This window comes from Paenibacillus methanolicus (assembly GCF_008124765.1).
In the GTDB taxonomy this organism is placed as follows: domain Bacteria; phylum Bacillota; class Bacilli; order Paenibacillales; family Paenibacillaceae; genus Paenibacillus_Z; species Paenibacillus_Z methanolicus.
On record NZ_VNHS01000004.1, the window covers coordinates 1 to 26,692 of the forward strand.

Below are 26,692 nucleotides of genomic sequence, written 5' to 3' on the forward strand. Positions count from 1 at the left end.
AACCTTACCCCGAAGGGTAAGATCCGCTCGACTTGCATGTATTAGGCACGCCGCCAGCGTTCGTCCTGAGCCAGGATCAAACTCTCCATAAAAGAAGTGCTTGTATAGCTCATTTCTTACGTTGACATATATCGCTCATTGTTCAGTTTTCAAGGAACAAGTTTGTTTCTTTTTGTTCGTGTCGTCCGTGTTGCTCAGCGGCGACTTAAAGAATATACCATAGGTGTTTTACCCATTGCAAGTACTTTTTGAAATAAAATAATAAAAATCTGCATGGTCCGACATTCGCCTTATAAAGCACGAGTCTAATCATGCAGATTTGTTGTATTACGCGCTACCCCGAACCATGATTTCCTCGATGTAAAGGTGCCTATCGGTCGTTAAGTTGACAATCGTTCCATTCACCGAAACCCATGGTCGGGTCGGATGGTTACGATCGGAAAATACGATCTCGCCAATGCGGTCATCGCTTAAGCGAACGATGGTGCCATTATGAAACTGGGTTACCTTCTCGATAAAGGTCTGAACGTACGAAGGCTCTAGCTTACCGAACGAATCCTTCTGTATTTGTTCCAACACCAAATAGGGAGATGCCGCTTTGCGATAAGCCCGCTTCATCGTCATTGCGTTAAATATATCGCATATGGCCACGATCTTCGCATACGGGTGAATTTTGTCCGCCTCCACGCCAAGCGGGTAGCCACTGCCGTCTACGCGCTCATGGTGCTGCAGAGCGGCTAGTTTGACGCCCTCGTTAATCGCGGTTACGTTCTTCAACAACTGATAACCCAGAACCGTGTGGCGACGCATTTCCTCCATCTCATTGAGCGATAAGGAGTCAGGCTTATACAACACAGCCGGATCGACCTTAACGTTACCGATATCATGAAGCAAGCCCGCCAAGGATGCTTGCATCCAATCCTTCTTGGGAAGCCCCACCCACTGAGCCAACATATAGCAGCTCATGGCGACCATGACGCTCTTATGCTGAATAAACTCTTCATTCTGAACAACCTGCGGCGCAAACTGCAGCACTTTGTATTCCTCGATATAGCCGAGCAGCGCTTCGAGCTGCGTGCGCAGCTCCAGCACAGGAATGCTCTGTCCGCTCACCGTCTGGTTGTAGACTTTCTTGAGCAGCTTCACCATTAGAACGTATTGCTCACCCAGTTCGGATTTTACCTCCACCGAAGGTTTCATCACTTCCGAGTTAGCACTCGCGTCTTTATCCTGGAATTTGTCCGGAGCATCTATGACAACGGTAGGGACAAGGAATGCTTGAAGAATGTCCAATTCTCTCGGCGTTACGACTTTGCCTTTGTGAAACAGCACGCTTCCCAGCGGCGTCAATACGTCTTCAACTAGCTTATCTCCGAGTTTGACCTGCGTAACCGGTACCGTCGCCATTCCCTGAACCCTCCCGTTATCATAAATGTCTAAATAGTTATTCTTCCGCTTGCGGCGGCGTTGATTCTCCGGATTCTTCCGTGGACTCCGATTCTTCGTCCTCTTCTTCGCTGCGGGCAACGCGCGTCACGGTCGCAACCGAATCGTCTTCGCGGATATGGATGAGTTTAACGCCAACCGTATTGCGGCCCATTGTGTTAATGCCGTCCATGCTTGTGCGGATCATCGTACCCGAGGAAGTCATGATCATCAGATCCTCATCGTTCTGCACGACTTTAAGCGCCACGACCGTACCGTTCTTCTCCGTGACGTTGAGCGTCTTGATGCCTTTGCCGCCGCGCGTCTGAATACGGTATTCGCTGATCGGCGTACGCTTGCCGTAGCCTTTGGCCGTCACGATCAGCACTTCGTTCTCCGGAACGACGACATCCATGCCGATGACATAGTCGCCCTCATCCGTCTGAATCCCCTTCACTCCTGTTGCCGCGCGTCCCATGGAGCGAACGTCCTGCTCTTGGAAACGGATCGACATCCCTTGACTCGTCCCCATGATGATCTCTTGGTTGCCATCGGTCAGACGTACGCCAATAAGCGAGTCTTCTTCGCGAAGATTAATCGCGATCAATCCGACCTTGCGAATATTCGCGTAATCGTCGAGCGGCGTTTTCTTGACCACGCCTTCCTTGGTCGCAAAGAAGAGGTACTTATCCGGTTCGAACGCTTCGACAGGTATGACGGCATTCACCGTTTCACCTTGCTCGATCTGGATTAGATTTATAATAGGCGTGCCTTTGGCCGTCCGGCTAAGATCCGGTATCTCGTAGGCTTTCAAGCGATAAACCTTGCCTTTGTCCGTAAAGAACAGCAGATAGTGGTGCGTATTGGAAACGAAAAGATGCTCGACGAAGTCGCTTTCTTTGGTTCCCATGCCGAGAATTCCTTTGCCGCCGCGCTTCTGACTACGGTACGTGGTGACCGGCAGACGTTTCACGTAACCGCCGTGCGTAATCGAAATAATGACGTCTTCGCGCGGAATCAGGTCTTCGTCCAAAATCTCGTCGTCGCTGAGCGTGATTTCGGTACGGCGTTCGTCGCCGAATTTCTCCCGAACTTCGTTGAGCTCGTCGCTGATGATCTGAAGGACAAGTTGTTCGTCGGCCAGAATCGCTTTGTATTCGGCGATCTTATTCTGGAGCTCTTCATACTCGGCTTCGATCTTCTCGCGCTCCAAACCCGTCAGGCGTTGGAGACGCATGTCGAGAATGGCTTGGGCTTGATCATAGCTAAGCGCGAATCTGGAAATCAATCCTTCGCGAGCTTCTTCGGCCGTTCTCGAAGATCGAATCAATGCGATGACTTCATCCAGATGGTCAAGCGCAATGCGCAAGCCTTCGAGAATGTGCGCCCGAGCCTCTGCTTTCTTGAGGTCGAATTCGGTTCTCCGGCGGATGACTTCGACTTGGTGCTGCAGGTAGTAATACAGGCAATCTTTCAGGTTCAACACGCGCGGCTCTTTGTTGACGATCGCGAGCATGTTGATGCCGAAATTGGTTTGCAGCTGCGTTTGTTTGTAAAGGTTGTTCAGCACGACATTCGGATTGACGTCGCGACGAAGCTCGATGACGACTCGCATGCCGTTCCGGTCCGACTCATCCCGCAGATCGGTGATGCCTTCGATCTTCTTCTCGCGGACGAGTTCGGCGATCTTCTCGACCAAGCGCGCCTTATTAACCATATAGGGCAGCTCGTATACGACGATACGCGCTTTGCCGGCATTATCCTCGATGTTGACGCGCGCGCGCATCGTAACCGAACCGCGGCCCGTCGTATAGGCCTGGCGAATGCCTTCCCGGCCCATGACGAAACCTGCCGTCGGGAAATCCGGTCCCTTGATATATTCCATTAGCTCGATCGGGGTAATATCCGGGTTCTTGATGAGCGCCTGCACGCCTTCGATGACTTCCGTCAAGTTGTGCGGCGGAATGTTCGTCGCCATGCCGACCGCGATCCCCGAAACGCCGTTCACGAGCAAGTTCGGGATACGCGCCGGCAGAACGGCCGGCTCATGTTCTTCGCCATCGTAGTTCGGCACGAAGTCGATCGTGTCTTTGTTAATATCGCGCAGCATCTCCATGGCGATCTTAGACAAACGGGCCTCCGTATAACGCATGGCTGCCGCAAAGTCGCCGTCGATCGAACCGAAGTTGCCGTGCCCGTCGATCATCATATAGCGGAGCGAGAAGTCCTGAGCCATCCGGACCATGGATTCATAGACGGCCGAGTCGCCGTGCGGGTGATACTTGCCGATGACTTCGCCGACGATCCTCGCCGATTTCTTGTAAGGCTTGTCCGGCGACATGCCGAGTTCCGACATCGCATACAAAATGCGGCGGTGAACCGGCTTCAACCCATCCCTGACGTCGGGAAGGGCGCGGCTCACAATGATGCTCATCGCGTAGTCCATAAACGATTCGCGCATCTCGGTACTGATATCGCGGTCATGAATCTGCGATTGTTGTTCTTCCGCCATCGTAAACCTCCTAAAAGTTTCGCGTATGATTGTGCTTCGCAGCATCGCCGCTGTTCAATACGACCACACGCAAGTTGACTCCATGCGGGGATATCCGCGGCTTACCTATTCGCGAAGCTTGGTTGCCCCGCACTAATTTCGTATAAGAAATAAAGGGATAACATTACAGTTTGCCCATAAACGGGAGTCGCTTAAACCTCGCAACCGAAGCGCCAGCGCATGGATATTCGTCAATCTATCCGGGTCGATGGGTACAAACCCTCTCCACTCGCCTTGCTTCGACATAAACTATCCCCGGGGTACCAAAAAACAAACGAAAAATAGGCATTATCCCTGATATTATACCATTGTTTGCAGCCTCTGTCTTGTTTGTCTTGTGCCCCTACCAACTCCTGAGAGGCGGATGACATTGGCTATTCAACGGGTTCGAAGCAAATGGGCCAAGACGAGCGTCCTCCTGAGGTCGCCGCTCCTGGCTCCCCGGATACCGGACACGAAGCTATGGAGCGCGGATACCCTGGCCACCATGCTCGATCAATACGGGATGGTGTACGTAAAACCCGACGGCGGCACATTCGGCAAAGGCGTTATGCGGGTATGGAAAGCCGGCGAAGGAGAGTATTCCTTTCAGTCGGGAACAGTGGCGCATGCCTTAACGTCGGTTTCGTCTCTAGTTGAACAGTTGGAATCGATCATAGGCGGACGCGGCTATCTCATTCAACGCGGCATCTCCTTGCTGCAGCTGGAGGGACGAAGCTTCGACTTGCGCGTCATGGTTCAACGAAACGGAGCTAATCGCTGGGAGACGACAGGGATGATCGGCCGCTTGGCGCAGGCGAACAAAATCGTAACCAACTATCATAGCGGGGGCACGCTCACCGAAGTATCCGTCCTTCTACGTCCTTATTTGGACTTAGAAAGCCAGCAACAGCTCTACGAGCAGCTACGTCAGTTGGGCACCGATACGGCCAATCAGCTCTCTGCCGCATATCCCGGCTTGAAGGAAATCGGTCTGGACGTCGCTCTCGACGATCAGTTCCGTTTCTGGGTGCTCGAAGTCAATACAAAGCCGGATCCGTATATATTCCGCGCCTTAAAGGATCCTGCGGTTTTCCGGAAAATCTACCGTTATGCCGTGCGGTACGGCCGGATCAAACGCCCCAAAAAGCGCCGTGCGGCAAAATAATGCAGCCTTACACACACGTCTGGAGCGGTATACCAATCAAAAACAAGCCGCCGGTCGCCCGTGCGGCTTGTTCGCTTACTTCCTCTATCGCTACACGTCGAGGTTCTTCACGAACTTCGCAAATTGCTGAATAAAATCGCGTCGCGGCTCGACTTCGTCGCCCATCAGCGTCTCGAAAATTTCGTCCGCCTTGATCGCGTCTTCGATCGATACCTGCAGCATCGTGCGGCTCTCCGGATCCATGGTCGTCTCCCACAGCTGGCCGGCATTCATCTCGCCCAAACCTTTGTAACGCTGAACGTTGACTTTCACGCCTTCGCCGAATTCCGCGATAATCTCGTCGCGTTCCCGCTCGCTCTGCGCATAACGCACGACCTTATTGCGCTCGATCTTGAAGAGCGGCGGCTGCGCGATGTAGATATAGCCCGCCTCGAGAATTTTGCGCATGTACCGGTAGAAGAACGTCAGCAGCAGCGTACGGATATGCGCGCCGTCGACGTCGGCATCGGTCATGATGATGACTTTGTGGTAACGCGCCTTCGAAATATCGAAATCATCGCTGATGCCCGTGCCAAGCGCCGTAATGATCGCGCGAATTTCGGCATTGCCGAGAATTTTATCCAGACGGGCCTTCTCGACGTTCAAAATTTTGCCCCGCAGCGGAAGGATCGCCTGGAAATGGCGGTCGCGTCCTTGTTTGGCCGAGCCGCCCGCGGAGTCGCCTTCGACAATGTACAGTTCGCTGATCGAAGCGTCCTTAGATGAACAGTCGGCCAGCTTACCCGGAAGGGAACTCACTTCCAGCGCGCTCTTGCGGCGCGTCAGTTCGCGGGCTTTGCGCGCGGCTTCGCGCGCTCTGGCCGCCTGCAAACCTTTGTCGATGATTTTGCGAGAGACGGCCGGGTTCTCTTCGAGGAACTCCTGGAACTTCTCCGCGAAGAAGGACTCTACGATTCCGCGGACTTCACTATTGCCGAGCTTCGTCTTCGTTTGGCCTTCGAACTGAGGTTCCGGGATTTTGACCGAAATGATGGCCGTGAGTCCTTCGCGAACGTCGTCGCCGGAAAGGTTCGAGTCGTTGTCCTTCACGAGATTCGTCTTGCGGGCGTAATCGTTAATGATCCGCGTGAGCGCGCTCTTGAAGCCAGACTCGTGCGTGCCGCCTTCATGCGTATTGATATTATTGGCGAACGAGTAGATGTTCTCCGTGTAACTGTCGTTATACTGGAGCGCTACCTCGACATGGATGTTATCTTTGGCGCCTTCCACGTAAATCGGAGTTTCATGCAGCGCTTCGCGCTTCCGGTTCAAGTGCTGGACGAACTCGATAATGCCGCCGTCGAACTTAAACGTATTGGATGTCGCGGTCCGCTCGTCGGTCAGATTAATCTCGATGCCTTTATTCAAAAACGCAAGTTCGCGAATACGTCCTTGCAAAATCTCATACTCATAAACCGTCGTCTCCGTGAAAATCTCCGGGTCCGGTTTGAAACGAACGGTCGTTCCCGTCTCGTCGCTATCTCCGATAATCTGGAGATCGGATTGCGGCGTTCCGCGACGGTACTCTTGTTGGTGTACTTTGCCTTCCCGTTTAACCGTCACGATGACCTGTTCCGACAACGCGTTCACGACCGAGATGCCGACGCCATGCAGACCGCCGGATACTTTATAGCCTTCGCCGCCGAACTTGCCGCCCGCATGAAGGACGGTCATTACGACTTCAAGCGTGGACTTCTTCAGCTTGACGTTCTCTCCGACCGGGATCCCACGTCCGTTGTCGACAACGGTAATGCTGTTGTCTTCATGGATGGTCACGTCAATGCGCGTACAAAAGCCGGCCAGCGCCTCGTCGATACTGTTGTCGACGACTTCCCATACGAGATGGTGCAGGCCTTTGCTGCTCGTGGAGCCAATGTACATGCCCGGCCGTTTGCGGACAGCCTCTAAACCTTCTAGAACCTGTATCTGACTTTCATCGTAGGTGTGTTGATTCAACGACATGCTTGAATTCACTGCTCCTCTCGACTGCTATGCCCCAGCCCGAAGACGGGCTGCTAAATGCAGGGCTGCTCGCTTCACTTACCGCTGGAATCAAGTCGTCGCAAAATGGTGCGATCTCTTCTTCAGCGTGGAGGACGAGATTGGCGAATAGTAGACTTTGTGCTGCGTCACAACGATTGATTTCGCTTCTTCTTCGCCTATAACTTCGACGTCTTTCCGCTTCCGGGCCTGCGCCACGAATTGTTTGGACAGCTTCGAGGATTGCTCGATCGAAATATCGAAAATCGCCACGAGCTCCGCCGCGCGTATGATCTTTTCCCCGCCCAAATGAATATACATGGCAAGCACGCTCCCCGCAAAATTCCTCTGGTAGTACCAGAAGCGCCGCTACCGCACAACCTGGCCGTCCCTCACCTGATAGATGCGGGAATCGTGCAGTTTGGCGATATTGACGCTCTCAAGCCCGGTCGTCGTAACGAACGTTTGTACTTTGTTCTGGAAGGTCTCAATGAGTTGGGTCTGCCGGTTCTGATCGAGTTCCGACAAGACGTCGTCTAGCAAAAGCAGCGGGTATTCTCCGATCTCTTCGTGAATCAGCTCGATCTCCGCTAGTTTCAGCGAGAGAGCCGCCGTCCGCTGTTGGCCTTGCGAACCGTATACCTGCGCTTCCTTGCCGTTGATGAAGAAGGCGATGTCATCCCGGTGGGGTCCTACAAGCGTTACCCCTCGGCGCAGTTCCTGATCTTTTACCTGTGTTAACTTTATCATAAATCGATCGAATAAAACAGATTCATCTTTTGCATCTTCCGTCTCGAAGGAGGGGCGGTAGACAATGGTGAGCTCTTCGGTGCCGCCCGTAATGCCGGCATGGATCTGCTGCGCCCATCTTTGCAGTTTATGAATAAAGTTTTCCCTTTTTTTAATAATTTTAACACCATACTCCGCAAGCTGCATGTTCCAGATGTCGAGCATGGCCTGGTTGACTGACCCGGGAGTGGCGGTCTTGAGGTAGTTATTGCGCTGTACGAGCACTTTGGAATATTGGCCGAGGGAATGCAAATAACCGGGCTGCACCTGACCGATTTCCATGTCCAGAAACCGTCTGCGAATGCCCGGCGTTCCCTTAACGATCTCCAAATCTTCCGGCGCGAACATGACCACGTTGAGCGAGCCGACAAAATCGCTCAGCTTGCGCTGTTCCAGTCCGTTGATCTTCGCCTTCTTGCCTTGTCCGGATAGCGTCAAGTCGAGCGTCACCGTACCATATCGCTTATCCACCTCGCCGCGAATCCTCGCGTCTTGCGACTGCCATCCGATGAGCTCCTTGTCCTTGCTCGTTCGATGGGATTTGGTGAGCGCCAGCACGAAAATGGCTTCCAGCAGATTCGTCTTCCCCTGGGCGTTCGGACCGACAAACAGGTTCACCTGGCTGTCGGTCCGAAGTTCCAGCTGCTCGTAGTTGCGGTAATGTTGCAATTGAATGGAATTTAAGAACAAGCTGCCGCCTCCTACGCGCCATATATGCGGTGTCTTACCGCCGAACGACCCGGAACTTGCCGCAGCCTTCCACTTCGACCTGATCGTCGTCGTACAGCTTGCGTCCCCTTCTGTTATCCGGCTCCCCGTTAATGACGACCTTCGTTTCCTGCAAAAAGAATTTCGCCTCGCCGCCGGTGCTGATGCAATCGGCCAGCTTTAAAAATTGTCCGAGCGCGATATACTCGGTCGAAATCGAGATGTCTTTCATGTTGGTCCGCCTCTTTCCTCTGCTGCGATTCGTTAGCCTGTCGTCCGGTAAGGCAAAATGAGATGCAAACTATGCGGATGATCCGTCGGCTTGATAATAATGGGACTCATCGGGCCGTTGAAACCGACGAACAAATATTCGCTGTCGATGACTTTGAGCGCATCGAGCATATATTTGGAGTTAAAAGCCACCCGCAGCGGATCGCCGGTGAACTGCTTTACTTCCAACTGCTCGGTCACGCGTCCGAGTTCCGTCGAGCTGGACGAGATTTCAACCATGCCGTCGTCTTGCGTCGCCAGCCGAACGATGTTCGTTTTCTCTTCGCGGGACATCAAGTAGGCGCGGTCGATTGCGTCGGTCAGCTTTTTCGTGTGAAGGACGAGTTCTGTTTTGAAGTTCTGCGGAATAATCTTGGAAGTATCCGGATATGTCCCATCCAAAATACGCGAGAAGAACAACACATGTCCAATTTTGAACAACACCTGATTGTCCGCGACGACAATTTCAACAAGAGTGTTGTCATCCGGTACCAACTTGGACAGTTCAGCGAGCGTCTTGCCGGCGATGACGACATTGGAAAAGCGGAGTCCACTCTCAGTGGACACCGAAGCGGTGCGGCTTGCCAGTCTGTGACGATCTGTAGCAACAAACTTGAATTGATCTTCTTGGAGATTCCATAACACGCCGGTTAAGATAGGCGTTTGCTCGCTCGTGGAAGCAGCGAATACGGTTTGGCGGATCATCGATTTGATCAGGTCGCCCGGAACCGAGATGCTTTCGCTTTGATCGATTGTCGGGAGAACGGGGAATTCTTCCGGATCCAGGCCTACCATTTGGATATCGGTGGAACCGGAGCGCACGAGCGTCTGATGGCCGTCTTTCACTTCAATTTCGACATTTTCGGAAGGGAGCTTCTTCACAATCTCGACAAAAAATTTAGCCGGGAGCACGACGCTGCCGGGTTTGTCGATGGATGCGATGATTTGATCGCCGTCTTCGACGGGAATAAAACTTTGGATGGAGATGTCGGTATCCGATGCGGTGAGCGTGACGCCTTGATGCGTAACATCGAACTTTATGCCTCCCAAAATCGGTATTGCGGGTCTAGAGGACGAAGCTTTGGATACTTGCTGAATAGCGTCATTGAGTTGGTCTTTACGTATCGTTAGTTTCATGATTTCACTCCTCGTGATTTTGGCGAACGGTCGATCGTCTTCGGGAGAAATCGACGTTGTTCTATTGATGATATTTCTTTTAAAAAAAGAGTAGTCGTAGTAGTAGGCGCGGTGGATATGTGGATAAGCGGGTTTGGCCCTGATAGATCAAGCCTATCCACATGTTAATAGCTTGTGCATAGGCTTGTCCGTATAAACTATACACGCGTGCATAACTTTTGTCGTTTATGTCACGCGAATTGTCGATTCTAGGAGTGGTTCTTAATTTTCTCCGTCAGCGTCTGGATGATCTTGAACAGATCGGGGTCGATCTTCAGCTGCTGCGATATTTTCTCATGGGCATGAATGACCGTCGTATGGTCGCGGCCGCCGAAAGCCTCGCCGATCTTCGGCAAAGAATAGTCGGTGAGCTCACGGGAGAGATACATGGCGATTTGACGCGGATAGGCAACCGCTTTCGTGCGCTTGCGGGCTTTGAACTCCTCCATCCGCAGCCCGTAAAACTCGCCTACCTTCTGCTGAATGTCCTGCATGGTGATCATCTTCGGACGGCTGGCGGGAATAATATCCTTAAGCGCCTCGGCTGCCAAATGCGACGTAATGTCGGCATTGATGAGCGAAGAATAGGCGACGACGCGAATGAGCGCGCCCTCGAGCTCGCGGATGTTCGTATCGATCTGGTTGGCGATATAGACCATCGCTTCGTTCGGAATATCCAGGTTCTCGGCCTTCGCCTTCTTGCGTAAAATCGCGATCCGAGTCTCTAAATCCGGGGCTTGGATATCGGTGATGAGCCCCCATTCGAAACGGGAGCGAAGCCGTTCTTCGAGCGTCGGAATTTCCTTAGGCGGCCGGTCGGATGAAATGACGATCTGCTTGCGTTCTTCGTGAAGCGCGTTAAAGGTATGGAAAAATTCCTCTTGTGTCCCGTCTTTGCCGGCCAAAAACTGGATGTCGTCAATGAGCAGCACGTCTATGCTGCGGTACTTGTTGCGGAAACTTTCCCCCCGGTCGTCCCGGATCGAGTTGATGAATTCGTTGGTAAATTTCTCGGACGACAAATAAAGAACGCGCGTGCTCGGATTATGCTCCAATATGTAATGGCCGATCGCGTGCATCAAGTGCGTTTTGCCTAGTCCGACGCCGCCGTATAAAAATAGCGGGTTGTATGCCTTGGCCGGCGCTTCCGCTACGGCAAGCGATGCCGCATGCGCAAACCGGTTGTTGGCGCCGATGACGAACGTGTCGAACGTATACTTGGGATTCAGCATGTGCTGAACCGTTTCTTCCGGCTGAGCCGGTACCGCCGTCACGATAGGCATTTGGACGGCCGGCTCGGGCGGCTTGTTCTCCTCGATCACGAACTTTATGTCAAATTGACGCCCCATATATTCCTGGAGCGTGGTGCGTACTAATTTGGTATAGCGGCTTTCCAACCATTCAACGGCAAAAGTCGTCGGTGCCGTCACAACCACTAGCGATTCGCCATGCAGCGATGCCTTGGTTGCTTTGAACCATGTATCGAAGCTAGGTTTGCTCAGCTTGGTCTGTATAATCGACAGCACCTGCTGCCACATTTCGCTCGTATGGGCTTCCACAGATTGTCACTCCTTATCCAATTCGCCCTTATGCGGCGCAGACATGCGCTTGATGTCGAATAGACCCGTATAGGGAAACCTTCATCCACAGTATAAAGTTATTCGAGAGTAAGATATCAATAGGGGAATGATGTTGTTCACAGTATTATCCACAGGCTGTTGATAAATAAGAGGGGATTGCATAGCTATCCACACAGAAAACATATCTATCATAGCAAAACGACCCCGTATTTTCAACGATTCTAACGAGTCTATCCACAAATTCTATAGGTTGTGTACAAAAGTTATCACCAACACTACATATTGTTTATAACTTGTTGGGATTCGACAAAAATCGCGGAGGGCTATTTAAAGCCATCCACATGTTATTAGTTTGCGACGGATTATCCCGATTATTCTTGTTATCCACAGGCGGGTGTCAGCCAATCCGTTATCCACGGTTTCGAACGGCTGCGGGACTGTTAGGCGCTGGGACCTTCGGTTGACATTTGAGCGTAGGCATGGTTTAATTGAAAAAGCGTTTTTTTTATGTTAAAGATCCGTCGTTCGATCGGCGAAGTATAGAAAGTCGCTTGGCGAGGGAATATGGAAACAGGAGGTGCAATAATGAGACCGACATTTAAACCGAACGTTAGCAAACGTAAGAAAGTGCACGGATTCCGCAAACGTATGGCTTCGAAGAACGGACGTAAAGTGCTTGCTGCCCGCCGTCAAAAAGGTAGAAAAGTACTGAGCGCGTAAGAACAAGACCACGCACCGTGGTCTTTTTTTTATGCCTTGAACCGGAATCGGCCGCGAGTCAGAGGATTTTGTTGCTGTGATCGCGGTTTTTTTTGTATAAAATGAGGGAGCATTTCGTCCAAAAACGTACCTTCATTAATGAGGAAACAAGCCGTTTAGGTTGGCGGAAGCAGGCAATACTTGAAATTAGCGCAAGAAGGTTGGTGAACGAAGAGCCGTGCAAAGGAAATTGCGGTTGCGAAACCGGGAAGATTTTAGCCGGATCTACCGGCAGGGAAAGTCGTTCGCGAACGGACAGTTCGTCCTCTACTGGTCCCGGCAGCCGAAGGCGGAGCCGTTCCGGTTGGGCGTGTCCGCCAGCAAGAAAATCGGCAATGCCGTCGTGCGGAACCGGATGAGACGTGTCGCCAAGGAAATCGTCCGACTGCAGGCCGACCGGATCCAGGCACATGTCGATTTTATTCTGATCGTCCGCAAGCCGGCGGTCGGGATGACGAGCAAGGAACTGGAGCGTAGCATTATGCACGTGTTGAAGCGGGCCGGACTGCTGAAAACGTCGAAATAACGGCGGTTTTGGCGGTTTTTTGCTTCGTCTGCGCTTGTTTCTTTGTTCCATAAAATATGCTATAGTTTGTAATGTATGCATCGGGAGCGGGACGCTTCGTGCAGAAGCCCTTGGCGCTTGATTGCGATGGTTACTCTAGAGAGGAGTTTTTCTGTTGTCCCGTATTTCTAAACGCAGTTGGATCACCATGCTCACGCTTGTACTTCTCGCTCTCTTCTTATCGGGGTGCGCGCCGTCAGCGTCGCATACGGTTGACACTGCCGATCTAAAGGAAGGCAACTTCTGGGAGAAGTATGTCGTGTATTACTTTGCGCAGACGCTCGATACGTTCGCCGATTGGTTTAACGGCGAGTACGGTCTTGCGATTCTGTTGCTGACGATCATCGTTCGCACCTTGATTTTGCCGCTGACGCTCAAGCAGTACAGGAGTTCGAAGGCGATGCAGGCTATTCAGCCGGAGCTCGCCAAAATCAAAGAGAAATATAAAGACAATCCGCAAAAGCAGCAGGAAGAGACGATGAAGCTGTTCCAGCAGAATCAGGTCAATCCGCTTGCAGGCTGTTTGCCGTTGTTCGTTCAAATGCCGATTTTTATCGCGCTGTATAATTCGATCTATTGGAACCCGGCTATTCGAGACCACTCCTTCCTGGGAATCAAGATGGGGATAGCCGTTAACGAACAAGCCTGGTACGCGTATATTTTGCCGCTGCTCGCCGCGTTAACGACATATGTCCAGTCGAAAATGATGCAATCGCAGCAAAAAGGCAACAACCCGATGATGCCGGCGATGAATACGATCATGCTGATTTTCCCGGTGCTGATCTTCGTCATGGCGCTGTCGCTTCCGGCCGCGCTGCCGATCTACTGGATCTTCAGTAACATCTATACGATCATTCAAAACTATTTCTTGTATATCCGCTCTGCAGAGAAGGACAAGGAGAGTGCACCTGCGAAATGAGGAAAATCGTCGCATCGGGCAAAACGATAGATGATGCTGTGCGCAACGGTTTAACGGAATTGAATACGACGATGGACCAGGTAGCCGTTACGGTGCTTGAAGCGCCAAGCCGCGGTTTGTTCGGTCTGATCGGGGTCAAGCCCGCCAAGGTTGAGATCGCGCTGATCGAACGCGAGGTTTCGCCGGCTGCCGCGGAAGCTTCGCCGGAGGGCATTGAACCGGATCATGGCGATGTGGATCCGTTGGATGAGGCCGAGCGTTTCATCGTCGACGTGGGCGCCACCATGGGACTGTCTCTCTCGGTCACGAGAAGCAAGTCGAGGGAAGGGACGACCCTTGCCATCCAAGGCAGCGGCGATCTTGGACTGCTCATCGGGCGCCGCGGTCAGACGCTGGACGCGATGCAGTACCTGGTCAATATCGTTGCCAACCGTTATTCCGACAGCCATCTGCGCATTGTGCTCGATGCGGAGAATTTCCGCGACCGCAGACGCAAGACGCTGGAGGACTTATCCGATCGTCTGGCGGGACGGGTCATCCGGACGAAGAAGGAAGTCATGCTGGAGCCAATGTCCCCGCAGGACCGGAAAGTGATTCACGCCCAACTGCAGAATCATGCTCGGGTCAAAACGTACAGCAAAGGCGACGAGCCGAACCGGTGCGTCGTGATTACATTAAAGCAAGATGCATAAATGAGATGAAGCAATGGCATGCAACAGTTGTCATTGCTCATTTTTTTAAGGGAGTATAAACCATCTATGATGACACAAGAAACGATCGCCGCAATCGCCACCGCGGTCGGCGAAGGCGGAATTGCCGTGATTCGCGTGAGCGGTCCCGATGCCGTGGCCGAGTCGGCGAAGTTGTTCAAGAGTGCTTCGAATATTGTGGAGGCGCCGTCGCATACGGTACATTACGGTCATATCGTGGATCCGGCGAACGGGGAGAAAATCGAAGAGATTCTGCTGACCATCATGCGCGGGCCTCGTTCGTTCACGGCGGAGGATGTCGTGGAATTGAGCACGCACGGCGGCGTTGTCGCGGTCAAGCGGGTGCTGGAGCTGCTGCTGCGGCAGGGCACGGTACGGATTGCCGAACCGGGGGAATTCACGAAGCGCGCTTTCCTGAACGGACGGATCGACCTGGCGCAAGCTGAAGCGGTTATTGACTTGATCCGTTCGAAATCCGACCGCGCGTTCTCGGTCGCGATGAAGCAGGCGGAAGGCACGTTGTCCCGCCGGGTGAAGGCGCTGCGCCATAACTTGGTGGAATTGCTCGCCCATATTGAAGTGAATATCGACTATCCGGAGCACGACGTGGCGGAAATGACAAACAACTATATTCGCGAACGGAGCCAGGAGGCTTGCGACGAAATTGACCGTCTGTTAAAAACAGCGAGCGAAGGCAAGATATTGAGGGAAGGCATTATGACCGCCATCGTCGGTCGCCCGAATGTCGGCAAATCGTCGCTGCTCAATGCGCTCGTGCAGGAGAACAAAGCGATTGTCACCGATATTCCGGGCACGACGCGCGACGTTATTGAAGAGTATGTTACGCTTGGCGGGATTCCGCTTCGGCTACTCGACACGGCAGGGATTAGGGAGACGACCGACGTCGTCGAGCGGATCGGCGTCGAGCGCTCGCGCACCGCGCTGGAGGAAGCGGATCTCATTTTGTTCGTGGTGAATGCCTCGGAATCGCTTCATGAGGACGACTATAAATTAATGGAAGAGCTGCAGGGGCGACCGGTAATTGTACTCTTGAACAAGACGGATTTGCCGGTGGCGGTGGATGAAGGCGAGATGGCCAGCCGTTTTGCCTCGGGATCGATCGTGCGGTTATCGGTATTGCGAGAGCAAGGGCTCGATCAACTGGAGAAGGTCATTCGCGGCATGTTCTTCGGCGGCGAGATCGATAGCGGGGATCTGACCTATGTCAGCAACGTTCGACATATTGCGCTACTGCATCAAGCCAAGCAGTCGCTTGTGGACGCAATGGAAGCGACGGATGCCGGCATTCCAATTGATTTAGTGCAAATTGACGTGCGAACCGCATGGGAACAATTGGGCGAAATGATAGGCGATTCGGTATCGGAGTCGCTCATCGACCAGATTTTCTCGCAGTTCTGTTTAGGTAAATAAGACAACAACGATAAACATTGATAACTGCCAGTTCTGGATTTGCAATCCTTTTCACGAAAAAGAGGGAGAAGAGGGGCTGGCAAGGAGGTAAATTGGCAAAATGGGATATGAAGCAGGAAATTTCGACGTCCTCGTGATAGGCGCAGGCCATGCGGGATGCGAAGCGGCGTTGGCGTCGGCCCGGATGGGCTGCGAGACGCTGTTGCTGACGATTAACTTGGATATGGTGGCATTCATGCCATGTAACCCGTCGATCGGCGGTCCGGCGAAAGGGCATGTGGTACGCGAAATCGACGCCCTCGGCGGCGAGATGGGGCGTAATATCGACAAGACGTTCATTCAAATGCGGATGTTGAACACCGGCAAAGGTCCGGCGGTTCACGCGTTGCGCGCGCAAGCGGACAAATTTCTGTATCAACATACGATGAAGAAAACGATCGAGGAAACCGATCATCTGACGCTTCGGCAAGGGATGGCGGAAGAGCTGATCGTCGAGGACGGCGTCTGCGTCGGCGTTATTACGAAGACGGGGGCCATCTACCGGGCGAGAACGGTCGTACTGACGACGGGAACCTACTTGCGAGGGAAAATCATCATGGGCGAGCTGATGTATGAAAGCGGACCGAACAACCAGCAGCCATCGGTACGATTGTCGCAAAGCCTGCGCGAGCTCGGTCTGGATCTGGTGCGGTTCAAAACCGGTACACCGCCTCGGGTGCATAAGGACACGATCGACTTCGACAAAACGGAGATTCAGCCAGGCGACGACAATCCGAAGTTCTTTTCTTACGAGACGGAATACTCCAACAACGAGCAGCTGCCATGCTGGCTGACATATACCTCGGAAGAGACGCATCGCATTATTAACGACAATCTTCACCGCGCGCCGATGTTCTCGGGAGCGATCGAAGGGACGGGGCCGCGGTATTGCCCGTCGATCGAGGATAAAATCGTGCGCTTCGCCGATAAGCCGAAGCATCAGATTTTCCTGGAGCCGGAAGGTAAAAATACGTCCGAATATTACGTGCAAGGTCTCTCGACGAGCATGCCGGAAGACGTGCAGCTAAGCATTCTTCGTTCGATCCCGGGATTGGAGCGGGTCGAGATGATGCGTACCGGCTACGCCATCGAATACGACGCCGTCGTACCAACGCAGCTGTGGCCGTCGCTGGAGACGAAGGTCGTACCGAATCTGTTCACCGCTGGCCAGATTAACGGTACGTCGGGATACGAGGAAGCCGCTGGTCAAGGGATTATGGCCGGCATCAATGCCGCTCGCAAAGCCCAAGGCAAGGATCCGATCATTTTGGATCGTTCGCAAGGTTATATCGGCGTATTGATCGATGATCTCGTGACGAAAGGGACGAGCGAGCCTTACCGTTTGCTCACTTCGCGTGCCGAATATCGCTTGCTGCTCCGCCATGATAACGCGGATCTGCGTCTGACGCCAACCGGTTACGAGATTGGTTTGATCAGCGAAGCGCGCTACGCGAAGTTCGCGAAGAAGAAGGAGCTCGTCGAACAGGAAATCGAAAGATTAAAATCGGCGAAAATCAAAGCAGAGCAAGGCGTACAAGATATGCTGGCCGAGCTTGGATCGGCGCCTCTGCAGTTTACGACCGATGCGCTCACGCTGCTGCGCCGTCCTGAAGTGACATATACGCATGTGGAACGCTTCGTGCCTTCGCCCGTAGAACTGACGGATGAGATGAAGGAACAGGTCGAGATACAAATTAAATATTCCGGTTACATCGAGAAGCAGCTTCTTCAAGTCGAACGTCTATCCAAAATGGAGAAGAAACGCATTCCTGAAGATATCGACTATACGGCGGTTCATGGTCTTGCTTCCGAAGCGAAGCAAAAGCTGACGAATATTCGCCCGCTCTCGATCGGTCAGGCATCCAGGATCGGCGGCGTCACGCCGGCGGATATCTCGATCTTGCTCGTCTATCTGGAACATTATAACCGCGTAACGGCGGCGCGGGGGTAGGCATCATGAATGATACGCCGCAGTGGTTCCCTTCCCTGCTGGCGGAGAAAGGGGTCGAATTGTCTGCGGAACAGTTAGGGCAGTTCGACCTCTACTTTCGCCTGCTGGTGGAATGGAACGAGAAGATGAATTTAACCGGCATTACGGAGCGGGAAGCGGTATACGAGAAGCATTTTTATGATTCGGTATCGCTTGCTTTCTATGTTTCGATGAATGGGATCGGCAGTATAGCGGATATCGGGTCAGGGGCAGGATTCCCAAGCATTCCGTTGAAAATTTGTTTCCCTCATTTGCGAATAACGATCGTCGATTCGCTTAACAAGCGCATATCGTTCTTGAATCATGTGGCGCAGGAACTTGGCTTGAAGGACGTGAAGTGCGTGCATGGCCGAGCCGAAGATATCGCCAGACAGCCGGAACATCGAGATCGTTATGATTTGGTCACCGCCCGGGCCGTGGCGCGCATGAGCGTGCTGAATGAGTTTTGCCTGCCTTTCGCGAAGAAGGGCGGTGCGTTCGCCGCAATGAAAGGGGCTTCTCTAGAGGAAGAATTACAAGTAGCCAGTCGAAGTTTGAGCGAGCTCCGGGGCAAAGTGCGGACGACGCATTATCTCCAACTGCCGTTCGAGCAGTCGGAACGCCATATCGTCATCGTGGACAAATTGGATGCGACGCCAAAGAAATACCCTCGAAAAGCCGGGTTGCCATTAAAGCAGCCGATTGAGTAGTTTTATAAACGGGAATCTGAGCGCGAGGAGATTTTGACGAGTAGGTAGATTGCGATATGCGAGAAATGCACTGCTCAGTAACATGTTCTATTCTAAATATCTATGTGGAAGACAGGCGAGCAGAAAGAAACACGCTTGTCTTCCGTTTTACATATAAAGTTGAGGCTGGATGTGTTCCTGTATTCATATGGAATGAAGTCGATCTTATGGTATTCGACTAACGCGACGCATTTGAAGTTGGTAGCAATTTGATTCCATACAGTTGTTTGACCGATACGCATAATGTTTGAGTAATGTTCCACGTGAAACATTTTCCCGACTAATAAGAGGCAAGGCTTCTTGTCAAGCAGGAAATCATTTTGAAGCCAGAGAATATATATCGAGAAAGCATTTCTCTGGCACTTTGAATTCGGGTGGTAGTTGACGAGATGAAAGAACAATTTTCGCGTTTATTTGGTCTATCCTCAGATCCAAAGAGCGCCCAAGATGAAGTGAAGCAAATACCGATCGGCGATATCGATACTAGCCCTTATCAGCCGCGGACGATATTCGATGACGAGCGGATCGACGAGCTATGCCAAACGATTAAGACCCACGGCGTCATTCAGCCAATCGTCGTTCGGATTCGGAACAACCGCTATGAGATTATCGCGGGCGAGCGTCGTTACCGGGCTGTCAAAAAACTTGGGTTGGACACTATTCCTGCTATTGTGCGGGAGTTCAATGATTCGCAGGCTGCCTCGATTGCATTGATCGAGAATTTGCAGCGCGAAGGATTGACGGCTATCGAGGAAGCGGTTGCGTATCAGAAACTGATCGATCTCCACTCGTTAACACAAGAAAGTCTTGCACAGCGACTGGGCAAGAGCCAGTCGACGATCGCCAATAAAATCCGTTTGCTCGGCCTGGGCGAAGCGGTGAAAAACGCGCTAATTGAGCGCAAAATCACGGAGCGTCATGCGCGTGCGCTGTTGGCGCTGGATACGGACGAGCTTCAGCAGAAGGTGCTGGAGGATGTCGTTGCCAAAGAATTGAACGTGAAGCAAACCGAAGCTCGGGTTGCGTTCTATAAAGAAGTCGCCAAAGCCAAAAAGTCAAAACGGGTTTCCTTTACTAAAGACGTTAGGTTGGCTTTGAATACGATTCGCCAATCGATCGACATGGTAACCGAATCGGGCTTGCAGATTAAAACGAACGAAAAGGATTTTGAAGATCATTATGAAATCGTCATTCAGATTCCAAAACGATCTCGTGAAGGGTAGCGATCAGCAACCGCCATTAAACTTTTTTCATTTTGTAGCTTTTAAAACGAGAAATATGCGAAAATGATAAGGTGATATCGCCTTTAGGCACTGTTCAGCCGTCCTGACGAAGGGCGGCATCGCCATTTTTCGCAACCATACAACGCGATTGCGCGAAGGAATGTTCCGGCAACTTGAAATCCATGGGGTCGGAACGTTTTTTATATTCTCGCGAAACAAAGTAGAGGGTATGAGGCGTGAGGTGACGGGTAATGGCGGTTTGCGCGTCAACTTCTGATCGTGTTGGAGATGAATGCAGCAAAGCGTGACGACCATGGGTATGGACGTATGAATGTATGTGATGGGAAAATCCTTTTGGACAACAATCTTATGGATGTGCAAGAGCATCGATCGGAGCGCGCCATAAAGCATGCGCTAGCTTAAATGGTGGCGCTACGCTAGTACGGTTTGCAATGTTTCATTAGGAGACGCTCTATTTTGGTTAGCTGCATCTGACTTCAAATCTAATGCTATTGCTGCTTGCGATCTTCCCTCCTATTGGTTGGATATGATGCGCCAAGGCATGCGTGAATCACGGAGGCCTCGATATAGCTAAGTGTGCTGCTGCATTTGTCATTTGAACTTTAAGCGAGACTTTTTCGGTAAATCTGTTTAGTAGTTAGTCGCTATTCAATGCCTTTCCCAGTTGGGCGACATATAAATATATGAGCGATTAATCAACGTTTCATTGATCATGGCCGAGTAAGCTCTTATAATGAATCTATCGATTACACAGTGAACGAGTTTCAACAAGCTATCAACATTAGAGGTGAACGGTTTTGTCTAAAACGATTGCGATATCCAACCAGAAGGGCGGTGTCGGAAAAACGACAACGTCGGTGAATCTGGGCGCCTGCCTTGCTACGCTAGGCAAGAAAGTGCTGTTGGTCGACATTGATCCGCAAGGAAATACGACGAGCGGAATCGGCGTCAACAAGGCAGACGTGAAGTATTGTATTTATGACGTGCTGATTGACGATGTGCATCCGAACGATGCAACGGTAGCAACCGCAATCGAGGGATTGAGCATCATTCCTGCGACGATTCAACTTGCCGGTGCGGAGATCGAGTTGGTGTCGACGATTTCGCGCGAAATGAAGCTGAAGAACGCGTTGAAAAAGGTGAAGAGCCAATACGATTATATTCTCATTGATTGCCCGCCGTCACTTGGCATTTTGACCGTCAATTCGTTGACTGCTTCGGACTCATTGATCATTCCAATTCAGTGCGAATATTACGCCCTAGAGGGGCTTAGCCAGCTGCTCAATACCGTGCGTCTTGTGCAGAAGCATCTGAACACGTCGCTCCAGATCGAAGGCGTGCTGCTTACCATGTTGGATGCCCGCACGAATCTCGGTATTCAAGTCATTGAAGAAGTAAAGAAGTATTTCCAACAGAAGGTCTACCAAACGATCATCCCGCGCAACGTTCGTCTGAGCGAAGCGCCGTCGCATGGACAAGCCATTATCACGTACGATCCGAGATCCAAAGGGGCCGAGGTTTATCTTGAACTCGCGAAGGAAGTGATCATGTATGAGCAAGCGGCTAGGTAGAGGACTTGATGCGCTTATTCCGTCTCTTTCAGTAAGCGATGAAGATAAGGTCGTTGAAGTCAACCTGACGGAGCTTAGACCGAACCCTTATCAGCCACGTAAAACATTTGACGAAGATGCCATTAGAGAATTGGCGGAATCGATTCGGCAGCATGGCGTTATTCAGCCGATTATTGTCCGTTCGGTACTAAAAGGGTTTGAAATCATCGCCGGTGAACGTCGTTTCCGCGCCTCGCAGTTATGCGGTAATGGTACCATTCCGGCCGTCGTCCGCAACTTCTCCGATCAACAGGTCATGGAGATTGCTTTGATCGAGAACTTGCAGCGCGAGGATTTGAACGCAATCGAGCTTGCGCTTGCCTATCAAGCGCTTATGGATAAATTCGATCTGACACAAGAAGAGCTGTCGCTCAAGGTCGGAAAGTCTCGTTCTCACATTGCTAACTTCCTGCGGTTGTTAACGCTGCCGGAACAGATCAAAGAAAATGTTTCACGTGGAACATTATCGATGGGTCATGCGCGCGCGCTGGTCGGCGTGAAAGAAGAGTCGCGTCGTAAAGAGTTGGCTGAACTGACGATGACGCACGAGTGGAGCGTTCGACAGCTTGAAGAAGCGATCCAGAAGTTGTCTCAGCAGGTAGAGCCGGAGAAGACGAAGCAGATTCTAAAAAGACGCGATCCCTACATCGAGCAAGTTGAGGAATCGTTGCGAGATCAGTTTAAGACGACCGTTAAGATTAAACAGCAGAAAGACAAGGGACGTATCGAGCTTCTCTACTACAACAAACAAGACCTGGAGCGGCTGCTTGAGCTGCTGCAGCAAATGGCCTAATTCGTCCGAATGGACGGTAAGGCGAACCATAGCACACGGTTGCAGCGAGCACGTGATTCGCTGTAGGCTGTGTGCTATTATTGTATAGAACGAATACGGTCGGTTAGCATGGAAAGGAGAAATCGATATGGCAGAGGGGCAAGACAGACCATTTATCTATCTGGATCATGCGGCGACATCGTGGCCGAAAGCACCTGGCGTAGTAGAAGCGGTGGCGAAAGCGATGGAGGAGGATGCAGCCAATCCTGGTCGCGGTAGTCATAAGATGGCGGTTCGGGCAAGCCGAGTATTGTTCGATACCCGTAAGGCATTGGCTAGATTGTTCCACATTGCCAACCCCAACGATATCGCATTCATGCTAAATACGACGATGGGTCTGAACCAGGCGATCAAAGGCATGGTCCAACCCGGGGATCATGTAATCGCGACGGCCGTCGAGCATAATTCCATCCGACGACCGTTGGAGTACTTGAAAGCGGCATTCGGCGTGGAAGTGACCTATCTAGAGACCGATGCGAGCGGACAGTTGGATCCGAATCAAGTTAAACAGGCGCTGCGCACCAATACGAGGCTAGTTGCCGTTAACCATAGTTCGAACTTGCTGGGTTCTATTCTGCCCGTAGCGGAGATCGGCGAGATTACGAGGGCGCATGGCAGCGCCAAGCTGCTCGTGGATGCGGCTCAAAGCGCGGGGGCACTGGAGATTGACGTAGATGCCATGGGGATCGATATACTTGCTTTCCCGGGACACAAGGGACTGTTAGGGCCGCAAGGCACCGGAGGCTTGTATATATCGCCTCAGATCGATCCCGTGCCGCTTATGCATGGCGGAACAGGCAGTCAATCCGAATCGCCTGAACAGCCTCAGGTGAGGCCTGATCGATATGAAGCCGGCACGCCGAACACGCCGGGCATCGCGGGTCTGAGAATAGGGGTACATTACGTGCTGAATGAGACACCGCAAAAGATACATACTAAGGAGTGGGACTTAACCCAGCGCATGATCGAAGGATTACTGCGTATCGATGGCGTGCGCGTGCTCGGGCCTGAACAAGGACAAAACCGGACGGGCATCGTATCGATCGTGGTGGATCGCATCGATCCGTCGGAGACGGCTTTTATTCTCGATCAACACTACAACATCGCCGTAAGATCCGGATTCCATTGCACGCCGCTTGCTCACGGCATGGCCGGGACGACGGATACGGGAGCCATTCGGGCTAGCGTAGGGTATGGCACGACGGAGCAGGAAGCAGACGCCTTCGTCGAGGCGATCGCAGAAATCAAACAGCACTATCGTTGAAGTAGGGAATGGGAGCGAAGAAACATTGATGGAAGCATGGAACTTGCAGCCAATGGACGGGGTAACGATCGGTCTGGCGATCGTAGTCTTGATCCTCGTTATTCGGTCAATCGCATTAGGCGGCAAATTAAAAAAACTGCGCAAAAGTTATACGCAGTTTACGAGCGGGTCGGGCATAGAGGATTTGGAACACATTATTATCGCAATGAAGGAAAAACAGGCGCATCAGGAACAGCAGCATGCCGCGCTGCAGCAGCAGGTGGAAGAGCTGCAACGCCTCGTCAAAGAACAGAAAGGGCACGTCGGCATTCATCGTTACAATGCGTTCTCCGACGGAGGCAGCGACCTCAGCTTCTCGCTAGCTATTCTTAGCGAAACGGAAGAAGGACTCGTCCTCAGCGGATTGCACAATCGGGAGAACACATTCGTGTACGCCAAACCAATCCGAGACGGCAATTCCGACTATACGCTAACCCCGGAGGAGAAAAAGGCGATCAATCTTGCGTTGAAGCGGGAATAGCCGGGTGAACCGACTTCACGATCGCCGAGAAGAGGCTGTGCGCGATGACTTCGGACATTCGCATGACAAGATGCAACCTCGTGTTCTGCAAGACGAAGTATTCCATAAAGCCGCCCACATTGACGATGCCCGTTACATGGATGTCGCCGACGGGCGGCAGTTCTTTATTCACGCCGGCGCCGGGGCGGACCGGGCCTGTCCCGACTTGAATGCTGCCGACGCTCGAGACTTGTCCCAAGCATGCATCGATGCCGATGACGTAGGGATGACGAACTTGTCTGTTGATACGCTGTAGCGTGTCATCTAAGTTCATAGCATGCACGGGTTCTTCCAAGGTGCCGTAAATATCAAAGTAGCGGCTGCGATATTTGCTAAGGGCCGTTCCGACGAGGGGGCCAAGCGCATCGCCGGTAGAACGGTCGGTGCCAACGCACACCACGACAATACGCGCATGATCGGGCACATCGCTCAGCAAATAAGCCATACGATTAATGAGCAGACCTGTTACGTTGGGCTCCGAATAGGGTACCTTGAGTGGATTGTCCTTGCTTGAAAACTTCATTGAAATCCCTCCCGCCTGATGGTGAGCAATGGCCCGCGCGTCGGCCCTATTAATCTATGACGATATCGATGCGAGCGATCCGAGAGTCGATAGGATCTTCGCTTATTTACTAGCTAGTATATGGATAAGACAGCCATTTTATACTTGCGGCATGCGAGAAATGATAAAGGAGGCGGGGCTGGATGCTGATTGCGTTCGATTCGACCCAACAAGCGCTTCGGGCGGAAATGCTGCTAGAATACGCCGACGTAGAAATAGATATTTGTCCAACGCCTAAAGAGATCACCGCGGGCTGCGCGTTATCGATTCATTTTCCCCAAGACGATCTGACGACCGTCCGAACGGTGCTGGTCCAAGAAAAAGTTGAAATTCGCGGCATATTTCGTCCATTAGCAGGTGGAGGTTACGAGCCGGTCATCGTATAATGGGGATATCGAAGGACAAGGCGTCCTGATCGGGAAAGAGGGGCGGAAGCGATTGGAACGGAAACAATTTGAACTCGGCGATATCGTCCAGATGAAGAAGCCTCATCCTTGCGGCACGAACGAGATGGAGATCATCCGAATGGGAATGGATATTCGGATTAAATGCGTCGGATGCAAGCATAGCGTGCTCATCCCGCGGTTAAAGTTCGAGAAGAATATGAAGAAGGTGCTTCGATCGAAAGCCGCGGAAGCCGGAGAAACGCAGGCTGAAGGCGGGATCTAATTTTTTTACGGGTACCGCTTGCAATCGTCCAAGCCCTATGCTACAATGAACTTCGTTGACTAATTGGAGAGGTACCCAAGAGGCCCAAGGGGGCTGACTCGAAATCAGCTAGGCGTGTCAAAGCGTGCGTGGGTTCGAATCCCACTCTCTCCGTTCTCTAATTACTCCAATAACGCCTCCTGCAGATGATGCAGGAGGTTTTGTTATTTCTGGCCCATAATCGCCCCATCATAGGGAGTGGAAATCGAGCGTAAATAGGAAGCAGAAACGCTGCCGGGAGAACTGGATGCTCCAATTCGGCGTTACCCGTTTGAAGCCATTGGTATCATGTAATGGGCAGTAAGATAGGGGCAGCAGAGCACGAAAGGTTGTATTTAAAGTAAGCGGGGAACTGCAATTAGCAGTAAGCCCAAGTCGAATTCACCGAAGTTCGTGGTCTCGAAAGGATAAGATCAGGTGGCGAAATTTCGAACCGGTTCGATGCCCAAGGGTGTCCGAGCGTCGGTTCACCATCTGTTTCCGTTTGCATACCATTCAGCTTTTGTGATAAAATACATGGTGTTGATTACTCATGGAGAGGTACCCAAGAGGCCCAAGGGGGCTGACTCGAAATCAGCTAGGCGTGTCAAAGCGTGCGTGGGTTCGAATCCCACTCTCTCCGCCATACATAACAGACGACGACTCCGAGGGAGTCGTTTTTTTTGTGTCTTTGCTTAGTCGTGTGACTGTAGGCGCCATGAGCTGCATCATTGGATGAGAGCCTGTCGGTCAACCAATAAGAAAGCAACAAACTTAGAGCTGACGAATGAGTATTGTAAAGGCATACGTTCTAGGGAAGAGGAAGAGGGTATTGGACGTGATTTTCTACTGGGGGATAGGAAGGACGCCGGAACCATCCAAATGGCGGCGCAGACGATGAGAAGCCGCGGCCAACGAAAAAAGGACTCTTGCGAGTCCTTTTCCGACGGTGGTTGATCGATTGTAATTCGTCATCACTATAACGTCTTCTTCTGAAACCACGGTCATCGGTTACCCCGATGTGCTTGTGTTACGGACGCTGGTCTTTGGCACAACCCCTCGCTTCTTCGTAATCGGCTATTCGTGGACAAAATCACACTGCGGTCCTTGCGCATTCGCGTTCAACGG

General features: G+C 52.0%; 24 protein-coding genes, 2 tRNA genes and 1 rRNA gene. 17 read left to right on the forward strand and 10 right to left on the reverse strand.

Going from position 1 to position 26,692, the window contains the following annotated elements:
• From BCM02_RS11630 to gyrA, 3 genes are all read right to left on the reverse strand, one after another.
• Positions 1-92: ribosomal RNA gene (locus tag BCM02_RS11630) — 16S ribosomal RNA — on the reverse strand; the annotation flags it as partial.
• Positions 93-327: 235 nt separating this feature from the next.
• Positions 328-1,407, reverse strand: coding sequence for an HD-GYP domain-containing protein (locus BCM02_RS11635; RefSeq protein ID WP_148929277.1), 1,080 nt, complete (start codon positions 1,405-1,407; stop codon positions 328-330).
• 37 nt (positions 1,408-1,444) lie between these two features.
• On the reverse strand, positions 1,445-3,937 hold the full coding sequence (gyrA, locus tag BCM02_RS11640; RefSeq protein WP_148929278.1) for a DNA gyrase subunit A: 2,493 nt from the start codon (positions 3,935-3,937) through the stop codon (positions 1,445-1,447).
• A 409-nt stretch (positions 3,938-4,346) separates the two neighbouring features.
• Here gyrA and BCM02_RS11645 point away from each other — a divergent pair, with 409 nt between their 5' ends.
• Positions 4,347-5,123 (forward strand): YheC/YheD family protein, encoded by a 777-nt coding sequence (locus BCM02_RS11645; RefSeq protein ID WP_187434170.1) that lies wholly within the window; start codon positions 4,347-4,349, stop codon positions 5,121-5,123.
• Positions 5,124-5,213: 90 nt separating this feature from the next.
• Here the strand turns inward: BCM02_RS11645 and gyrB are convergent, their stop codons facing one another.
• From gyrB to dnaA, 6 genes are all read right to left on the reverse strand, one after another.
• Positions 5,214-7,124 carry a DNA topoisomerase (ATP-hydrolyzing) subunit B gene (gene gyrB / locus BCM02_RS11650; protein ID WP_148929280.1) on the reverse strand — a complete coding sequence of 637 codons (1,911 nt, stop codon included), beginning with the start codon at positions 7,122-7,124 and terminating at the stop codon, positions 5,214-5,216.
• A 90-nt stretch (positions 7,125-7,214) separates the two neighbouring features.
• Complete coding sequence (remB, locus tag BCM02_RS11655) at positions 7,215-7,463, reverse strand: extracellular matrix regulator RemB (protein ID WP_148929281.1); 249 nt, start codon at positions 7,461-7,463, stop codon at positions 7,215-7,217.
• A 48-nt stretch (positions 7,464-7,511) separates the two neighbouring features.
• A complete protein-coding gene (gene recF, locus BCM02_RS11660) occupies positions 7,512-8,621 on the reverse strand; it encodes a DNA replication/repair protein RecF (RefSeq protein WP_148929282.1) in 1,110 nt (369 codons plus the stop codon).
• A 34-nt stretch (positions 8,622-8,655) separates the two neighbouring features.
• Positions 8,656-8,871, reverse strand: a complete 216-nt coding sequence (yaaA, locus tag BCM02_RS11665) for a S4 domain-containing protein YaaA (RefSeq protein ID WP_148929283.1) — start codon at positions 8,869-8,871, stop codon at positions 8,656-8,658.
• 32 nt (positions 8,872-8,903) lie between these two features.
• Positions 8,904-10,046, reverse strand: coding sequence for a DNA polymerase III subunit beta (gene dnaN / locus BCM02_RS11670; protein WP_148929284.1), 1,143 nt, complete (start codon positions 10,044-10,046; stop codon positions 8,904-8,906).
• A gap of 248 nt (positions 10,047-10,294) precedes the next feature.
• Positions 10,295-11,644 (reverse strand): chromosomal replication initiator protein DnaA, encoded by a 1,350-nt coding sequence (gene dnaA / locus BCM02_RS11675; RefSeq protein WP_148929285.1) that lies wholly within the window; start codon positions 11,642-11,644, stop codon positions 10,295-10,297.
• Between the two features lie 606 nt (positions 11,645-12,250).
• On the opposite strand from dnaA, the gene rpmH reads away from it, so the two are divergent.
• The 12 genes from rpmH (at position 12,251) to BCM02_RS11735 (ending at position 24,276) form a co-directional block, all read left to right on the forward strand.
• Positions 12,251-12,385, forward strand: coding sequence for a 50S ribosomal protein L34 (gene rpmH, locus BCM02_RS11680; RefSeq protein WP_148929286.1), 135 nt, complete (start codon positions 12,251-12,253; stop codon positions 12,383-12,385).
• Between the two features lie 217 nt (positions 12,386-12,602).
• Positions 12,603-12,950, forward strand: coding sequence for a ribonuclease P protein component (rnpA, locus tag BCM02_RS11685; protein ID WP_148929287.1), 348 nt, complete (start codon positions 12,603-12,605; stop codon positions 12,948-12,950).
• Positions 12,951-13,137: 187 nt separating this feature from the next.
• Positions 13,138-13,908 carry a YidC/Oxa1 family membrane protein insertase gene (locus BCM02_RS11690; protein ID WP_148929687.1) on the forward strand — a complete coding sequence of 257 codons (771 nt, stop codon included), beginning with the start codon at positions 13,138-13,140 and terminating at the stop codon, positions 13,906-13,908.
• On the forward strand, positions 13,905-14,600 hold the full coding sequence (gene jag, locus BCM02_RS11695; RefSeq protein ID WP_148929288.1) for an RNA-binding cell elongation regulator Jag/EloR: 696 nt from the start codon (positions 13,905-13,907) through the stop codon (positions 14,598-14,600). The genes BCM02_RS11690 and jag overlap by 4 nt, the downstream gene beginning before the upstream one ends.
• A 69-nt stretch (positions 14,601-14,669) precedes the next feature.
• The gene (mnmE, locus tag BCM02_RS11700; protein WP_148929688.1) at positions 14,670-16,049 is read left to right on the forward strand and encodes a tRNA uridine-5-carboxymethylaminomethyl(34) synthesis GTPase MnmE; all 1,380 of its coding nucleotides are present in this window, start codon (positions 14,670-14,672) and stop codon (positions 16,047-16,049) included.
• Between the two features lie 100 nt (positions 16,050-16,149).
• Positions 16,150-18,039, forward strand: a complete 1,890-nt coding sequence (gene mnmG / locus BCM02_RS11705; protein ID WP_148929289.1) for a tRNA uridine-5-carboxymethylaminomethyl(34) synthesis enzyme MnmG — start codon at positions 16,150-16,152, stop codon at positions 18,037-18,039.
• Positions 18,040-18,044: 5 nt separating this feature from the next.
• Positions 18,045-18,767, forward strand: coding sequence for a 16S rRNA (guanine(527)-N(7))-methyltransferase RsmG (gene rsmG, locus BCM02_RS11710; RefSeq protein ID WP_148929290.1), 723 nt, complete (start codon positions 18,045-18,047; stop codon positions 18,765-18,767).
• Positions 18,768-19,195: 428 nt separating this feature from the next.
• Entirely contained in the window at positions 19,196-20,029 is an 834-nt protein-coding gene (gene noc / locus BCM02_RS11715) for a nucleoid occlusion protein (RefSeq protein WP_148929291.1), read from the forward strand.
• An 818-nt stretch (positions 20,030-20,847) separates the two neighbouring features.
• Positions 20,848-21,621, forward strand: a complete 774-nt coding sequence (locus BCM02_RS11720) for a ParA family protein (RefSeq protein ID WP_148929292.1) — start codon at positions 20,848-20,850, stop codon at positions 21,619-21,621.
• Positions 21,602-22,453: a ParB/RepB/Spo0J family partition protein gene (locus BCM02_RS11725; protein ID WP_148929293.1), complete on the forward strand. Its 852-nt coding sequence runs from the start codon at positions 21,602-21,604 to the stop codon at positions 22,451-22,453. The genes BCM02_RS11720 and BCM02_RS11725 overlap by 20 nt, the downstream gene beginning before the upstream one ends.
• 127 nt (positions 22,454-22,580) lie before the next feature.
• Positions 22,581-23,756, forward strand: coding sequence for an aminotransferase class V-fold PLP-dependent enzyme (locus tag BCM02_RS11730; RefSeq protein WP_148929294.1), 1,176 nt, complete (start codon positions 22,581-22,583; stop codon positions 23,754-23,756).
• A gap of 28 nt (positions 23,757-23,784) precedes the next feature.
• On the forward strand, positions 23,785-24,276 hold the full coding sequence (locus BCM02_RS11735; RefSeq protein WP_148929689.1) for a DUF4446 family protein: 492 nt from the start codon (positions 23,785-23,787) through the stop codon (positions 24,274-24,276).
• Here the strand turns inward: BCM02_RS11735 and yyaC are convergent.
• Positions 24,251-24,838, reverse strand: coding sequence for a spore protease YyaC (yyaC, locus tag BCM02_RS11740; RefSeq protein ID WP_148929295.1), 588 nt, complete (start codon positions 24,836-24,838; stop codon positions 24,251-24,253). The two genes, BCM02_RS11735 and yyaC, sit on opposite strands and share 26 nt — an antisense overlap.
• Positions 24,839-25,020: 182 nt before the next feature.
• Between yyaC and BCM02_RS11745 the strand changes: the two genes are divergently transcribed.
• From BCM02_RS11745 to BCM02_RS11760, 4 genes are all read left to right on the forward strand, one after another.
• Positions 25,021-25,263, forward strand: coding sequence for a putative Se/S carrier protein (locus tag BCM02_RS11745; protein WP_148929296.1), 243 nt, complete (start codon positions 25,021-25,023; stop codon positions 25,261-25,263).
• Positions 25,264-25,315: 52 nt separating this feature from the next.
• Complete coding sequence (locus tag BCM02_RS11750; RefSeq protein ID WP_148929297.1) at positions 25,316-25,546, forward strand: DUF951 domain-containing protein; 231 nt, start codon at positions 25,316-25,318, stop codon at positions 25,544-25,546.
• A gap of 65 nt (positions 25,547-25,611) precedes the next feature.
• Positions 25,612-25,699, forward strand: a tRNA-Ser gene (locus BCM02_RS11755).
• Positions 25,700-26,119: 420 nt separating this feature from the next.
• A tRNA-Ser gene (locus tag BCM02_RS11760) sits at positions 26,120-26,210 on the forward strand.
• Positions 26,211-26,692 lie beyond the last annotated feature (482 nt).